General features: G+C 41.5%; 14 protein-coding genes. 6 read left to right on the forward strand and 8 right to left on the reverse strand.

The features are described from left to right. Positions 1-41: 41 nt before the first annotated feature. A complete protein-coding gene (locus tag GOP56_RS11555) occupies positions 42-1,382 on the reverse strand; it encodes a hemolysin family protein (protein WP_003338761.1) in 1,341 nt (446 codons plus the stop codon). Between the two features lie 147 nt (positions 1,383-1,529). Here GOP56_RS11555 and GOP56_RS11560 point away from each other — a divergent pair, with 147 nt between their 5' ends. The 4 genes from GOP56_RS11560 to GOP56_RS11575 all read left to right on the forward strand — a co-directional run bounded on the left by GOP56_RS11560 (position 1,530) and on the right by GOP56_RS11575 (position 6,831). Then, the gene (locus GOP56_RS11560) at positions 1,530-3,221 is read left to right on the forward strand and encodes a DNA repair helicase XPB (RefSeq protein ID WP_003340044.1); all 1,692 of its coding nucleotides are present in this window, start codon (positions 1,530-1,532) and stop codon (positions 3,219-3,221) included. Positions 3,222-3,449: 228 nt separating this feature from the next. After that, the gene (locus GOP56_RS11565) at positions 3,450-4,019 is read left to right on the forward strand and encodes an RNA polymerase sigma factor (protein WP_003338758.1); all 570 of its coding nucleotides are present in this window, start codon (positions 3,450-3,452) and stop codon (positions 4,017-4,019) included. Beyond that, on the forward strand, positions 4,000-5,541 hold the full coding sequence (locus GOP56_RS11570) for a hypothetical protein (protein ID WP_163245670.1): 1,542 nt from the start codon (positions 4,000-4,002) through the stop codon (positions 5,539-5,541). The genes GOP56_RS11565 and GOP56_RS11570 overlap by 20 nt, the downstream gene beginning before the upstream one ends. A gap of 145 nt (positions 5,542-5,686) precedes the next feature. Continuing rightward, positions 5,687-6,831 (forward strand): IS3 family transposase gene (locus tag GOP56_RS11575; RefSeq protein ID WP_163244340.1). Its coding sequence is split into 2 segments (ribosomal slippage): positions 5,687-5,960 and positions 5,960-6,831, totalling 1,146 coding nucleotides; the frame shifts between segments, so codons are not numbered across the junction. Positions 6,832-6,914: 83 nt separating this feature from the next. Here the strand turns inward: GOP56_RS11575 and GOP56_RS11580 are convergent. Together GOP56_RS11580 and GOP56_RS11585 are read right to left on the reverse strand one after the other, a co-directional pair. After that, positions 6,915-7,895 carry an ABC transporter permease gene (locus GOP56_RS11580; protein WP_003338756.1) on the reverse strand — a complete coding sequence of 327 codons (981 nt, stop codon included), beginning with the start codon at positions 7,893-7,895 and terminating at the stop codon, positions 6,915-6,917. After that, a complete protein-coding gene (locus GOP56_RS11585) occupies positions 7,888-8,835 on the reverse strand; it encodes an ABC transporter ATP-binding protein (protein WP_003338755.1) in 948 nt (315 codons plus the stop codon). The genes GOP56_RS11580 and GOP56_RS11585 overlap by 8 nt, the downstream gene beginning before the upstream one ends. 174 nt (positions 8,836-9,009) lie before the next feature. Between GOP56_RS11585 and GOP56_RS11590 the strand changes: the two genes are divergently transcribed. Continuing rightward, on the forward strand, positions 9,010-9,822 hold the full coding sequence (locus tag GOP56_RS11590) for a GDSL-type esterase/lipase family protein (protein ID WP_163245671.1): 813 nt from the start codon (positions 9,010-9,012) through the stop codon (positions 9,820-9,822). Positions 9,823-9,906: 84 nt separating this feature from the next. Here GOP56_RS11590 and GOP56_RS11595 read toward each other — a convergent pair whose 3' ends face one another. Continuing rightward, complete coding sequence (locus GOP56_RS11595; protein WP_163245672.1) at positions 9,907-11,130, reverse strand: MDR family MFS transporter; 1,224 nt, start codon at positions 11,128-11,130, stop codon at positions 9,907-9,909. Between the two features lie 219 nt (positions 11,131-11,349). Between GOP56_RS11595 and GOP56_RS11600 the strand changes: the two genes are divergently transcribed. Beyond that, entirely contained in the window at positions 11,350-12,405 is a 1,056-nt protein-coding gene (locus GOP56_RS11600; protein ID WP_163245673.1) for a ketoacyl-ACP synthase III, read from the forward strand. Positions 12,406-12,448: 43 nt separating this feature from the next. Here the strand turns inward: GOP56_RS11600 and GOP56_RS11605 are convergent, their stop codons facing one another. The 4 genes from GOP56_RS11605 to GOP56_RS11620 form a co-directional block, all read right to left on the reverse strand. Beyond that, positions 12,449-13,144 carry an SdpI family protein gene (locus GOP56_RS11605; protein ID WP_003340050.1) on the reverse strand — a complete coding sequence of 232 codons (696 nt, stop codon included), beginning with the start codon at positions 13,142-13,144 and terminating at the stop codon, positions 12,449-12,451. Between the two features lie 62 nt (positions 13,145-13,206). Beyond that, positions 13,207-14,055: a YtnP family quorum-quenching lactonase gene (locus GOP56_RS11610; RefSeq protein ID WP_163245674.1), complete on the reverse strand. Its 849-nt coding sequence runs from the start codon at positions 14,053-14,055 to the stop codon at positions 13,207-13,209. A 253-nt stretch (positions 14,056-14,308) separates the two neighbouring features. Then, positions 14,309-14,605, reverse strand: coding sequence for a hypothetical protein (locus GOP56_RS11615; protein WP_003340054.1), 297 nt, complete (start codon positions 14,603-14,605; stop codon positions 14,309-14,311). Between the two features lie 627 nt (positions 14,606-15,232). Continuing rightward, complete coding sequence (locus GOP56_RS11620; protein ID WP_031309738.1) at positions 15,233-15,901, reverse strand: MgtC/SapB family protein; 669 nt, start codon at positions 15,899-15,901, stop codon at positions 15,233-15,235. Positions 15,902-15,998: the final 97 nt, after the last annotated feature.

Below are 15,998 nucleotides of genomic sequence, written 5' to 3' on the forward strand. Positions count from 1 at the left end.
CATGTCTATTTGATATCCTATGCAGGGACCTGCTTGATGGCTTATGCTTCTTTGTTATCTTTTATCATTTTTTTAACAAAGACACGAGTAATACGTAAATGATTCACTTCTCCAACTTCAAATTCATACCCTTCCTCTATCACTTTCATGCCTAAGGTCGGAGGATGGGTGATTTTTGTGTAAATCCAGCCAGCGATCGTATCTACTTCTGCGGTATCTAGCTGTATGTTGAGATATGCGTTTACTTCTTCGAGCAACATACGCCCATCAAAAGAAACGATGCTTTCCTCCTTCTGTTTAAATTGCTCGATCTCAGGTCGCTCATCATCAAATTCATCCTGAATGTCTCCAACAATTTCCTCCACAATGTCTTCAAGTGTAAGTAATCCAGCAGTCCCACCATATTCATCTATTAAGATGGCGACTTGACTCCGTTGTTTTTGTAGCATGGTTAACAAATGACTGATAGAAATGGTCTCTGGTACAGATAAAACAGGACGTAATAAATCACTTAAATGTCGCTCCTTCTCTATTTCCTTTAAAGCATAGGTTAAAATGTCTTTAATATGCAAAATTCCAACCACATGATCCTTATCCCCATTTACCACTGGATAACGGGTAAATCTCCCTGTACTCACAATATCTAAATTATCCTCAAAGCTGTCTCTAATATCGAGAACAACCATATCTGTTCGAGGTACCATGATTTCGCGAGCTGTTGTTTCCGAGAATTCAAAGATATTGTCTACTAGCATTAATTCGGTGTTATCAATTAACCCACTTTTGTGGCTTTCATTGACTAAAATCCGAATTTCTTCTTCTGTATGTGCCGCTTCATGCTCAGATACCGGTTCAATACCAAACAAACGTAAAATTTTGGAGGCTGCTCCATTTAACAGCTTAATAAAGGGAAACATTACCTTATAAAACAACTGCATGGGACGTGCTACAAATAAAGAAATTTGTTCAGGACGTTGTATAGCCAATGATTTAGGTGCCAGCTCTCCTAATACGATATGTAAGAATGTAATGATCAAAAATCCAATCACAACGGATATCGAGCTCTTCCATGGCTCTGTAATCCCTGCATATGAAAAAACGGGATGCAATAAGTGCGCGATCGCTGGCTCTCCAATCCAGCCCAATCCTAGAGAAGCAAGCGTAATTCCCAATTGAGTTGCGGATAAATAAGCATCTAGCTGATGTAATAATGTATCAACTAATCTAGCCTTTACATTGCCTTCTGCTACAAGCTGAGTAATTCGAGATTCACGTATTTTTACCAGAGCGAATTCGGTGGCTACAAAGAACCCATTTAGGAAAACAAGAAATAGAACAAACAATAAATTAATGCTTGTCCCAAGAATGCTACCTGATGCCACATTCTTCCCTCCTCTCTCTATAAAGGTATTTCTATTGTAACCTGAGCCCCTGATTTTGAATCAAAATGATAGCTCTCCCCTGCTTTTCCCTTTCGTCCCCAAATATGGTACCATTGGCAATATTGATACCGCTATGAGGTGACGACCGTGTCTTTTCAACCCCATTTACCACTAATTGTACAAAGTGATCGGAGCATTTTAGTAGAAGTGGAGAATCCCTTATTTGATGAAGCAAGACAAGCGATTAGTGGCTTTGCTGAGCTTATTAAAAGCCCAGAATATATACATACTTACCGTCTAACTCCACTTTCTTTGTGGAATGCAGCGGCAAGTCAGCTACAAGCAGAGCAAATCCTTGAAACACTCAGCCGCTACAGTAAATATGGACTGCCCCCTTCTGTTGCAGATGAGGTTAAAAGAGCCTTTTCGAGATACGGATTGATCCAGATGCATACCTACGAGGATCAAATCGGACTGACAAGTGTAGACCCTCTTATTCTGGCAGAAGTTATGGGCTATCAATCTATGCAGCCTTATATAGAAGAAAAACGTTCGGAGAGTCTGTATATACTGAAGCCGTACTCACGTGGACTAGTAAAACAGGCTCTTATTAAGCTTGGCTATCCCGTGCAGGATTTAGCCGGCTATCAGGAGGGCGAACCGTGCCCGATGGAGCTTGTCCCCTGCGATAATACAGGAACTCCTTTTTCCCTGCGAGACTATCAGCTAGCTGCCGTGGATGCCTTTTATGCCAATGGTACTGCTTACGGTGGCAGTGGTGTTTTGTGCTTGCCCTGTGGAGCCGGGAAAACCATTATTGGAATTGGTACCATGTCACGCTTTGAGACGGCGACTCTCATCTTAACAACAAGTACAACATCTGTCCGACAATGGATCAACGAAATCATAACGAAAACCACTCTAACCGCCGACATGGTAGGCGAATATACTGGTGAACAAAAAGAGGTGCGACCTGTTACCGTTACCACCTATCAAATGGTGACTTCAAGACAGCGTGGCTCAGAAGAGTTTCCCCATATGAATTTATTTACGGATTATAACTGGGGACTAATCATTTACGACGAGGTTCACATGCTCCCTGCTCCTATTTTCAAGATGACCTCAAGCATTCAGGCCAAACGGAGGTTAGGATTAACCGCTACTCTAGTACGTGAGGATGGAAAAGAAGATGAAGTCTTTTCCCTAATCGGCCCCAAAAAATACGAAATGCCATGGAAAGCGTTAGAAGCTCAGGGCTGGATCGCAACGGCCTTCTGTAAGGAAGTCAGACTACCACTTCCTTCTATTTATCGCGAGGCCTACGCCTTTTCCGGCACACGTGAGAAATATCGACTAGCAGCAGAGAATCCGATTAAGGTGAACTGGGTGCAAAAATTGCTGAGGCAGCATAAAGACGATCATATCCTCATTATTGGTCAGTACATCAAACAATTAGAATTGGTGGCCAACACGCTAGGCTTACCGCTCATTACAGGTAAAACACCTGAGGAAGACCGGGGTCGCTATTATGAGATGTTTAAGCGTGGAGAAATCAAACAGCTAGTAATATCTAAAGTCGCCAACTTTGCTGTAGACTTACCTGATGCTAATGTTGCGATTCAAATCTCAGGTACATTTGGTTCTAGACAGGAGGAAGCTCAGCGATTGGGTCGTATCTTGCGTCCTAAGGCAACCAACCAAGCCTATTTTTATACACTGGTGTCACGAGATACCCGTGAACAGGAATTTGCGAGCAAACGCCAAATGTTTCTATTAGAACAAGGTTATCACTATCAAATCATAGAACCTGATGAAGAGCCTGAAAATCTTGGAGGGTAAAGCGTGAGATATGTCCCAATCCTTTCCTAGTTTTTGTAACGTTTTTTTTCTTTAAAAAATGTTAGAATGGGATGGAATCTTTACATGCATCAGCTTTTTACTATGACTATCCATACCGTTTAATCATGGAAGAACACTGGAAATATTTATGGATAAAATTCAAAAAGACTAACTGAAACGTTTGAAAACAACGTATCGTCAGATGAAGTGAAGGGAGGCAATACTTCGATGCAAGCCGACAGTGAAATTGTACAACAGGTTTTGCAAGGGGACGTCGAAGCTTTTCGTGACATTATTCAAAAATACCAGCATATGATCTATATCTTCATATATAAGATGGTAAACAACAAGGCAGACGCTGAAGACCTGACCCAAGAGGTATTTATCAAAGCCTACGAAAAGCTGAACACCTATCGAGGTGAAAGTCAACTATCAACATGGCTCCATACTTTAGCAAGGAATCGTACCATTGACTTTCTCCGGCGCCGGAAGTTCCATGATACGGATGAACAATTGGCTTTCGTCCCTTCAGGAGTACAGAATGAATTACCACAGGAATCGCTTTTGCGAAAAGAACAACAGAAGACCATCGCCGAAGCTTTCGAACAGCTATCTGACTCCTATAAAGAAGTTATTGTGCTTCGTTGTACGCACGAATATCCCTTTGATAAAATAGCTTCCCTGCTTGGGGTAGCAGAGTCTACAGCACGGGTTCGATATTTACGAGCAAGGCAAGAATTTGCCAAAGTGTTAACGAAAATGGAAGGAGGACTCGTACATGAATTGCCAGGAATTTAAGGCAAAATGGACTAACACTGTTGACGACGATATCGCTCTTTCCCATTTAGAAACCTGTGATGAATGCTTGGCTTGGCTAGAGAATGAATGGTCATCTAGAGAGGAAAACCTGTTCCTAAAAGAGATTCCACAACCTTCCATTGACCTAGAAGATAACATTATGAATAAAATATATGCCGCTCCCCAACACCATGGAGGTTCTAGTCAATCTGAAAAAACAGAGCCGGGGATCATTCCGCTTGCAGTAGCTAATGAAATACCAGAAAGTAGCAAACCGTCCAAAGCAAAACGCTTTCGATTCTTTTCGTATCCTGTCTTGGGAGCCGCTAGTGTCCTTTTGGTCATGGGACTTGTAGGCGTTCAAGCTTTAAATGGAGGTTTTACAGGTAGCGCTGATAATACTGGTACGGAGCAATTGCCTTCTCCACAGGTAGCTTATGCACCAATGTCTGAGGGGTCAACCTCCTACATGGCAAAGACACCTCAAAGTAACGCTAAGCAAGCTCCTATCGAGAGCGGATCACCTGAGACTCAAGCACAAGCAGCCGAGCCAAAAGCTGCATCTCAAGAAAAATTACAAGCAACTCCACCTAGCATGAAAAAAGCCGAAGGAACACCTGAGAGACAAGACACCAAGCCAGCTAGAAGCGACAAAGATACTGCGGTAGCTCAAGCAAAGAAATCCCAAGCCCCTTCCGCAGACTCAACAATCGCTATGCTTGATAATGGTAAACAACCCGTTCAACAAGCACAAAATAATAAGCCAGCTTCGCCTTCTCTGCTCGCTTCACGCTCGCTATCTCCAATGCAAGCAGCATCCAAGGAGCATACGGTAACAGCTTCTGGGACAACAGAGAACAAAGCTGATCAAGATCCAGGCTCAAAGTCTACATCCTCTGATCAATCCGAAAAATTACATGACATAGCAGTGGCACCCTCTGAAAATCAAGGAGGCGCAGCAAGTCTAAATAAATCCTTAACGGCGACTGAAACACCATCCGTAGACGAATCCGAGGTAGAGTCAATTGGTGAAGCAACAAGCGAAATGTTCACCCAAGAGACAGAGAAGGAAAAAGAGAAACCTCAAACCTTCTCCAGCTTTACCTCCTTGGAAAAGGCAAAACAAGCCTCGGATATGCCGCTCGCAGGTATAGTCAAAGCAGATTTTAAGCTTGCTTCTGTTGCTATTCATTACGAATCAGAAACAAGTAAACATGTCACTTCTCAAACAGCTATCTATCGACATGGTGATGCTCAGCTTAAGCTAGAGGTACTGCGCAATGACACGCAAAAACGTACTTTGTCCATTCCAGGAACCTTTGCTGGATCTCCACAAATTTTCTATGTCGGTACTGATAAAGCAATCGGAGTAACTTTCGACTCTCAAGAAAAAAATACAATGCAGCATGCAGTTCACCTTATTACCACGAAATCCTCCCAACAGCTCTATGTAATTGCAACAGCAAAAGGAATGAGCTTACAGGATTTAATGGATACTGTAAAAACTATGAATTGGTCATAGCTTGATGCTGTCTACCCAAAACAATCAAAAACCCTCTAGCCAAAGATAAAAGGGACTGACCCCATAACGTGAGACAAATCAAAACACCTTCAAGAGAATGCAACCATGTCGTAAGATATGGAAGTAACCTGGAGGTGTTTTTTCTTTGGCAACGAGAGTGAGTTACCCTATGGAAATTAAGATGAAGGCTGTTGAGATGAGATTGGCTGGTATCCCCGTGAAAGAAGTGATGGATCAGCTTTGTATTAAAAACAAAACACAACTTAAAACATGGATGCGATGGTACAGAAATGGCGAGACACATCGTTTTGAGCAACCTGTAGGTAAACAGTACACGTATGGGAAAGGGGCGGAATTTACATCAGAGTTGGAGAAATTGAAACAAGAAAATAGGTTCTTAAAACAACAACTTGATGTTTTAAAAAAGTACAGGGAGTGGGAAAGGAGGTGTCACCAGAAGTAGTAGTTCAATGGATGAACGAGATAAAGGGAGAAGTATCTACGCAATTAGCATGCCAGTGGCTCGGAATTTCTCGCTCTACGTACTATCGATGGAGAAAACAAGTAGACGTACAGGTTCTGAATCCTTTGGTTTCCCATATCCGAAGATTGTGTCAGGAACATCGCTTTCGTTATGGATACCGTAAAATCACTGCACTTTTGCGACGAGTGATGCAAATTAATCATAAGCGAGTGCAACGTATTATGAGGGAGGAAGGATTGCAATGTCGAGTCAAAGTAAAAAAGCGTAAGAGAATCGGACAACCGATACAGGTTGCGGATCATCTTCTAAAACGGGATTTTCAGGCGAATCATCCGCTACAGAAGCTCGTTACAGACATTACTTACCTGCCTTACGGCGGAAAAATGTTGTACTTATCCAGTATCATGGACTTATACAATGGCGAGATCATCGCCTACAATATTGGAGACACGCAAGATACTACCTTTGTTTTAGATACGTTGCAACAACTTCCACCACTGGAGCAATGCATGTTGCATAGTGATCAAGGGTCAGTCTATACATCGTCGGCTTATCAATTAGCTGTAAAGGAAAGAGGCATTACCATGAGTATGTCCCGGAAGGGAACACCTGCTGATAATGCCCCGATTGAATCGTTTCACGCCTGCCTCAAGTCGGAAACGTTCATCCTCGAAGGGTTAACCTGTACAACGACGGCAATCGTTGAACAGACCGTTCGAGAATATATCTCTTACTATAACTCAATTCGCATTCAAACAAAACTAAGCAACCAGTCGCCGGTTGAATTCCGACGACTGGCTGCTTAAACATGTAAGGTGTTTTGATCCCTGTCCTACAAACGGGGGTCAGTCCCAAACGATGGTTAGAGGGTTTTTGATTATATCTTACATTACGTAACATCTTGTCTAGTAAATACTACATAGGCAATCACTAAAGAAGCAACTCCCCAAACAGATAATACTCCAAGAGAAAAGGGTAGGCTCATGCCTTTAATAGGTGGCAAGCTCCCCGCTAAATACGTCGTAAGCTGTAAATTTACATTAAACAAGTACTTCGCTTGTTCCCACGTAGAGGCCATTTGAGTTAAAATAGCCCCACTAATAAGAGCAGCCATCATAATCCCCATGCCAGCCGCTGTGCTTCTCACCAAGACAGAGATCATCAACGATATTGTACCTACCACTACACAAACGAACCAGCCTAATCCATATTGCATCAAAATATATTTCCATTGATCTAATACAAATACCTGTGAGGTTTGTAAGACTTCTCCTGTCGCTTTAAAGCCGGTTAAAACAGGCATCGTCCACCCTCCATAACCAAAGACAACTCCTGAGATAAGATACGCTAGTACCAGAGATAACAATAAGGTCAAGGAAGTGAACAAAAGGAGTGTTATATATTTACTCGTTAGGATCTTCCAACGTTTGACTGGCCTTGTCAGCAACAGTTTAATTGTCCCTTCACTAAATTCTGAAGATACGAGATCAACTGCTAAAATCACAATAATCATCGGTAGAAACAGTCCAACAGCTTGATCCATAAATCCACGTGCAAATGTAACGGCCCCTGGCGCTGACGGATCAATATCATGATCTAAATAATACTGTTGCAACTGTAATTGGGTTTTCAGAAAATCCTTCCATTCGGGAGGGATGCGAGTGGAAGCCAATCTATTTTGAGTATCTACTATCTTTTGTTGAAGAATGGTGCGCCAGTCATCGGTACCAATTTGTGCCCGAGCCACCTCTACTGATTGGTATTGCGCATATGTAAACAACGGAATCAAAATAAGCAATATGAGGACGACTACATAGAAGCGTTTGCGTCTGACTAGCTTTAAGCTCTCGTTATATACCAGATCAAGCATGCTTCCCCTCCTCATCTACTGATTCATCTTGGGTTAGTGTAAGGAAAAGGTCTTCCAATGTAACAGCCTTTTCTTCAATGCCAATAACATCTACTCCTGCATGGATAAGAGAACGGTTAACCTCAGCTATTTTGTCCGTTTCCATTCGACACTTCACTCTGCCGTCTGACAAAGCTATAAGTTCATATACATAGGGGCTTGCCTGCATTAGCTCAACAGCTTTCGGCAAACTATTGTCTCTAAATTTCCAATTCACCTGATCCGCAAATTGCTCCATTAATTCTTTAACGTGGCCAACTGATATAACTCGTCCCTTATTAATAATGGCTACCCGATCACACATAAGCTCAATCTCACTAAGCATATGACTGGATATAAAGACGCCGATCCTCTCTTCTAGCGCTAAGCGGCGTATGAACTGCCTCAATTCACGAATACCTGCCGGGTCTAATCCGTTGGTAGGTTCATCTAAGATAAGTAAGCGGGGACGATGTAGCAATGCTTGTGCAATTCCTAAACGCTGACGCATACCTAACGAATATGTTTTTACCTGTTCGTGAATCGCTTCCGTCAGCTCCACTTGCTCTACAACTTCACGAATTCTATCAGAGCTTACCTTTTTACTCATTCGGGCAAGCATTTCTAAGTTCTCTTGGCCTGTTAGAAAGGGGTATAATTCAGGGTTCTCCACAATACATCCGACCTGATCAATTGCCTTCAAAAAATGGTTTTGTAAAGAATACCCACCGATTTTTATCTCTCCTCCATCAGGTTTGGTAAGCCCGACCAACATACGAATCGTGGTTGTTTTTCCAGCTCCATTAGGTCCAAGAAAACCAAATACCTCCCCCGCTCGCACATCAAAGGTAATATCATGGATCAGTCGTTTTTTCTTTATTGATTTTTGTAAACGAGCAACAGAAAGAACTGCGTCTGCCACATGTCTCCCACCTTTCTCTCTTATATTTATAAGCAGAGGATTTCTTATTCTTTCACAAGGAAAGCTTCCTCATGCTTTTTCTCCCACATGAGCCTCTCTGGTTTGATCACCAATTAGAATGGTACAATAGAAGTACAGTGTAACAAGAATACCTGCTCAATAAGGAGGTTCTCTGTGCTTAGCTCTAAAAAACATCCGTTAACGAAATGGCTTCTGCTACTGGCTTGCTTATCTTTTTTTGCTCTATTAGTCGGCTTCTGCTTTGCGTTTACGCCAGTGCATTTAGCTGATAAAAGCACATCTGAGCTTCAGACCCCCAATGAAGACCAAACACCAGAAGCTCCTCCCCCTGCTATCCTGCCCACTACAGGCACATTAAAAGTGGTAGCGCTGGGTGACTCCTTAACACGTGGGTTAGGAGATTCAAGCGGATTAGGCTATATTGGAATTTTGAAGCAAAAGGCTGAAAAGGCGCGCAATCAAAGCATTCAGCTAAGCAATCTAGCTATCAGTGGCAGTGAATCAGGAGATGTAGTGAACCAACTGAAACAAACGAATGTTAAGCGCCTGATTTCTGAAGCTAACCTCATATTGTTTACGATTGGGGGGAATGATTTGTTTCGCCAAAGCGGCGGTATATTTGAATTTGATCTTGAAAAACTATTGGACGCTTCAACCCAGCTTACTATCAACTATGAAGCCATTGTAAAACAAATTCGATCTATAAATCCAGAAGCACCCATTTTTTATACCTCTCTCTATAATCCCTTTGGCGATACAGAGTTCAAACAAGAATCAAGTACGCATGTTCAGGAGTGGAATAATGAAGCAACCACTATCTCAGCCCGTTATCCTAACGTGCTGGTGATCCCCTCCTACGACTTATTTTGGAACAAGGAGAAGGCCTATCTATACACGGACCATTTCCATCCGAATCATGCTGGATATGAACGGATAGCCGATCGAATTATGCAGGCCATTAAATAAATCGATTGATGACGATTCTACTTATATACAAAACTGTCGAGGCCTCTTGCTCCCCCGACAGTTTTTTTATTTGTATTCATTTTCCTACCGAGTCATCGTCATAGCTTGACCTGTACGAGCAGTATAGCAGTTGCGTCCCAGAGTATAGAACAAAATACTGAAAAGCGTGATACAGGAGATAACCGTAAACATAATTGTTCCATTGTATACCCCCAGTATATATCCTCCTAGCACCGGCCCTAAAAATTGTCCTAAATTATGAAAGCTTTGGGTGCCAAAATAAGTTCCTCGCATCCCCTCAGGTGCTAAATAGTCAATAAAAACGGTGGAAGCAGGGAAGGTTAAAATCTCCCCAATGGTAAAGATGCACATGGAAATCATAAAAGTTAGCCAACTCGATGAAATCCCGAAGCCTAACAACCCCATCGCATACATGATGGTTCCCGTTACAAGACTAAACAACGGGGTCCTTTTTTCGGCCCATCTGGATAAGGGAAGCTGCAAAGCAACCACCACTATGGCATTTAAGCTCATCAGATATGAAAATAGGATGGCTCCGTCAACGAACATTCCCTGAACGAATTGGGATAGGGTTACAGTCATTTGAGAATAGCCCACTGATACCAGAATGCCACCGACAATAAAGTAGCGTAACGCGACATCCTGACGTACCACATTCCAAGCCGAAGCAAATGTAATTTTTTCTTTCTTTTGGCCCTCAATTTGTTTTATGCCAAATTTATATAACAAATATTGCAGGCTGATGACATAGAGCAAATAGATCATGGCCGTAACAATAAACGGGAGAGCCCCGCCTAGTAATGCTAAATATGCCCCAAGCAAAGGACCCACGGAAACACCAATGTTAATAGCCAGATAACGCATGGAAAAAACTCGAAAGCGTCGCTCTGGTTCTGTTAAATCTGCCATGAGTGCTTGCGATACAGGCTCGTAAAAGGAACGGCAAAATCCCGCCAAAATGTTAAGCAAAATAAAAAAGATTGCGCTTTTTCCAATCGCAAATCCTAAAAAAACAAGCACCCAGGTATACAATGCCCACAGCATAATTCTCCTTCGCCCAAATAAATCAGATAACGTTCCTGCAATAAATCCTCCCACTGTAGATGCCAGAGGACCAGCCCCAATAGTAATTCCAATCATGACCGGACTCAGATCAGTTGTCTTGGATAAATGAATAGCCAAAAATGGCATACTCATAGAACTAGCAGCTCGCACAAAAATCGTACCGATAAGTAAGGAGTGTATTATAGGGTGAAATTCTTGCCAGTATGCTCGTAGTCTGTTCATTTTTTACTCCCCTTTATCTATCTTTATCTCTTTGTGATAAACCAAATTGTAGGAATATTCAAATGAAAAGTCAATGACTGATCCCTATTCTTCTATATGAAAAATTTGATTAGGATTATCTAAATATGTAATGGGGATAAACTATTGACTTTCTTATTTTAGTACCTGATACTAATATCAGATACTAAAATAATTTAAGTAAGAAATGGGGTCATATTGATGTCGGCTTACTCGAATTCTTTTTCCAATTCTACTTCACCTGATTTTGGCTCGCCTGCTTTGTCGTCTAAAGCCCGTATCACAGCTATAGGCTCTTACGTTCCAGACAAGCGGCTCACTAATTTTGATTTAGAAAAATTAGTAGAGACTAGCGATGAATGGATTGTGAGAAGAACTGGCATGCGAGAGCGACGCATAGCTGGACCCGACCAATTTACAAGCGATCTTTGCCTACGAGCTGTTCAGCATTTGCAGCAAGCATATGATAAAGAAATAGAGGATGTTGATTTCATTCTTGTATGTACGACCACCCCAGACTATCCTTTTCCCAGTGTAGCTAGCCAACTACAGGCTAAGCTATCAATTCGTTTTGCTGGAGCGCTTGATGTAAATGCCACATGTGCTGGTTTTGTCTATGGACTACATCTAGCTAATTCTCTGATAAGCAGTGGTCTGCATAAAAAAATTCTTGTGGTAGCCGGAGAGACATTATCAAAAGTGACTGATTACTCCGACCGTAATACCTGTGTTTTGTTTGGGGATGGCGCTGGTGCAGTACTTGTTGAACGTGATGAACAGAATCCTAGCTTCCTGCATTCCTTTATGAGCAGTCATGGTAATGGCGGGATTCATTTATACCGTTCAGGTCTTTCTGATCAAATGGGAGATGTAGAGCTGCTTGGAAAGGGAAATATCTATCAAAATGGTCGGGAATTATATAAGTGGGTAGTCTCTCAATTGCCTCAGGGAATGCACCAACTGGTTGCGGCAAGTAATTTCTCATTATTGGATGTAAATTGGTTCGTGCCACACAGCGCTAATTTACGCATGATTGAGTCGATATGCGAAAAAAGCGGATTTCCGTTAGAGCGAACGCTGCACAGTTTGGAATATTTCGGAAATACCTCCTGCGCTACTATCCCGCTTGCTTTAGATATGGCTTTATCAAACGAGCAAATGAACCAAAACGACACAGCTATTCTTTACGGTTTTGGCGGCGGTTTAGTTCAAGCGGCTTCGCTTGTACGTCTATCTTTAGATAAACGTCAGGCCTAGGCCTACTTGTAATGAGATGTAAAAAAGCCATCCCCATCGAAGCCTAAGCTTCTAGGGATGGCTTATTCTGTTTTCCTTTTCCTCGTCGGAAATATAAGTAGGAGTATATATAGGTAGATAGAATTGTTAGGCATACGGAAGAAACGATTAACAATAAGCCCAACCATCCTGGCAAATACGGACATAACAGATAGACTACACCTGTTAGCATCCAGAATACGGACAGTTTACGATGAGTATGAACCCAAACCTCCTGCTCCGTTTTAGTCCATGACGTACGCATACCCAATGGATGCAAATACGATATCCACGGCAACAAATAGCCATAAACTAACAAAACAATGCCTACTATAATCATGCTATACATTTCGAGGCCTATCGGAATAAATAAATTTTGCAATATCAATAAGCAATACATTGTACTAAATAGTACTGCTTGAGCTATTCGTAATAAATCAAAGCAAATCTCCATCTGTCTCGTCTGTCGCTCACGTTGGCGAGAAATCGTAATAAATGCTCGTAACAAAATGGGGGCAACGATATTGACAAGACTAAAAACAAGGAGAAACAGCAGCTTATCCTGATAGTATCCGGTCTCATCCCCTATCCTCATCGCTACTAACAGCTTATCGGGCATTTGGGTGTAAAAACCGATCGCCGCAATAATTGGAGACAAAGTGATCAGCACTAGCATAAAGTCAAGCCAATACCACACTCTTTGCGTACGATGCAATTGCATGTTGTTTCACCGCCATTCTTCCTATTAAAAACCTGCCTCTATTCTTTTAGAGGGGGGAAAAACTAGTGATTATGGATGGGTATGGATTGAAGCATCTCACCTTGGTCATTCCATTTCACTGCTCGATACTTGGCATCATGGTAAAAGGTAAACCACGCTTGTTGAGCTATCATTTCCTTCAACCACTTTTCCTTCGCATAGATAGAGGTCATTGGATAATCATCATAGGCCATGACCCATAGCGGGTTCTGATGTGCGTGCGTAGGCATAATATCTGCCATATGGCAAGCCTTCTCACCTTTACTTTCGAACAAAATAATAGCATGTCCATCACTGTGACCACCCGTATGCACCATTTTGATGCCTGGAACAACCTCTTTCTGGTCGGCATACGTGCAAACCTGCTTCTCGATGGGGCGCCAATTGTCCTCCCAATACGTGTTTTTAGACCTGATATTAGGAGATCGCATTTCATTCCATTCAATTTCGTTGATATAAATAGTAGCATTCAAAAATGTGGAATAGAGACTGCCATCCTCTGCCACACTTACTAATCCGTTCGCATGATCATAGTGCATGTGGGTCATTAGGACCAAATCAATGTCGTTACATTGTAACCCGACTTCTTGAAGAGATTCCGACAATTCCGATTCTTCAACCAGTCCAAAGTTACGTTTTTGTTTCTCATTTAAGCGATTTGTCCCCATTCCCGATTCGATCAGTATATTTTTTCCGTGAACTTGTACAAGAATTGGATCAGAACGGAGTGGAATTTGATTCTGTTCATTAGAAGGGTAGCGTTTACTCCACAAAGCCTTTGGGACAACTCCAAACATCGCTCCACCGTCTAACTGGGTCATTCCACCTCTCATCCACGTTAGCCTACAATCACCAATTTGCAGTGTATTCATGCTACTCCTCCTCTAACCCATTTCTCACGCGAAACTCTTATCTCTACGTTACACCAAGACAGCTTTCTGGTAAAGAAAACTTCCTTGATTAGATTGATGGATTTGTGGATAAACCTGAAAAATTTTGTAGGTAAGGAAAGCCTGATAAATTAAAATCTATGACACAACCAACAAATTATTCCTAGCTGTTATACATCCACGAAAAGAAAGGCACCCGATGAGGGGTGCCTATGTTACATATAGACTATTGTACCTACTTTTCTTGAAAAACAACTGTTTTTGATAACCCAATTATTTCTACTGCATAATCACTAGATACTGCTTCCATAATAAATTGAAATTCTCCATTTGATCTGCGCAAGATCATTTGTGCTATTTTTTCTGACTTCTTAAACAAACTGATAGCATGGTCATTTTCTGGATAGCCATCCCTCGTTGCTATGAATCGACAACCTGCAGGCAAACAGAATCTCCAACCTTTTACTTGAATATTCTGCTGTTGTGCATGAAGAAAATGACGCTTCCCTAATAATATCATGTGCTCGCCCATTTCCACGCCACCTTCACCCTAAAGGGCTATTAAAGTTATTTTTATTGTGCAATGAAATCGTTAGAAAAGGAAGTGCTTCGACAAAAACTCCAATAAAGCGACAGCATAAGTAAAACACTGTAAATCCTTTACATTTACAGCTAAATTTATGAAATAAATGAACAATCACTCCTTACTAGGCTCCTCGAATCTGTTACTTGCAGGAGTGTAAAACCTATCTTATGTATCTACTTCCAAAATTTATGCAAGAGTTTTTTTTATGATCTCCTATACATAATCATCTGGAAGGGGTAATTGTAGGAAAGCTTGTTTTTATTTACTGAAAATTCATTTTTGTATTTCTTTTTTCTAACCAATTTTTTTCTTTATCGTTCGACATTTTCCTCTCATTTCGAGCATTTTTTCATTATCAATTTTTTGCTATTATATTTTTCCGGCGTCACTTCTTCTTACTTCCTCCCGTGACATATCTACCATAGGATTATTGATAACTTTCTCAAAAAATCCAATTATTACGTTTGAGAAAATACGAATAACCAAGTAAACTAAATCATGGATAGTCTGATATCCGCAAGTATTTGCCCGCCCAAAATATGCAGATCGGCGGGCATTTTTTTATTCCTAGGTTTATTTATCCATACGTACAAATGTAACCCCGTTCATATCTTGGATTTCTAGTAGCATGTGATTGATTTCTGTAGAGAGTTGTGCTTGAATCTGCAAATCAAGCATTGTTTTTGAGTGCTCTTCTTCATCAGGCATTTCCACCTGATAGGTCGTTATTTTCACACCATTATTTGCCAATTTATCAATTACATCCCGTACGTGATTTTGTCCTTGCAAATGAACCACGAGACGCATTGTTTTTGGAAATAGCAATTGCAAGCTGCGATCTAGAATTTCCAATCCAATCAATACGAGGATAGTAGCACAAAATCCGATGCCATACATACCTGAACCAATAGCAAGTCCAATACCTGCTGTTGCCCACAAGCCTGCTGCTGTTGTTAAACCACGAATCGATTGTTTTTGCACTAAAATAGTCCCCGCTCCCAGAAAGCCGATTCCACTCACCACATTGGCTGCAATCCGACTTGGGTCTAACTTGACAGAATCCCCTAAAACATCAAAAAAAGCATATTTAGAAACAATCATGATCAATGAACTGCCTACTGCTACAAGGAAATGCGTACGCAATCCCGCTGCTTTCTGTCTACTTTTACGCTCAAATCCGATAAGTGCCCCACATAAGCCCCCAACAAATAAACGCAAGAGTAACTCCCATTCCATCGCCATCCCTCCTCTCTTCTCTATACCCTTATATGTAGTCCGTTAAAACCAGATCAGTGTCATCGAAAAAACAGCAAAAAATCTGACTCTCGTGTAGAGAATC

It is taken from the genome of Brevibacillus sp. 7WMA2, from assembly GCF_010748895.1.
Lineage (GTDB): Bacteria > Bacillota > Bacilli > Brevibacillales > Brevibacillaceae > Brevibacillus_B > Brevibacillus_B halotolerans.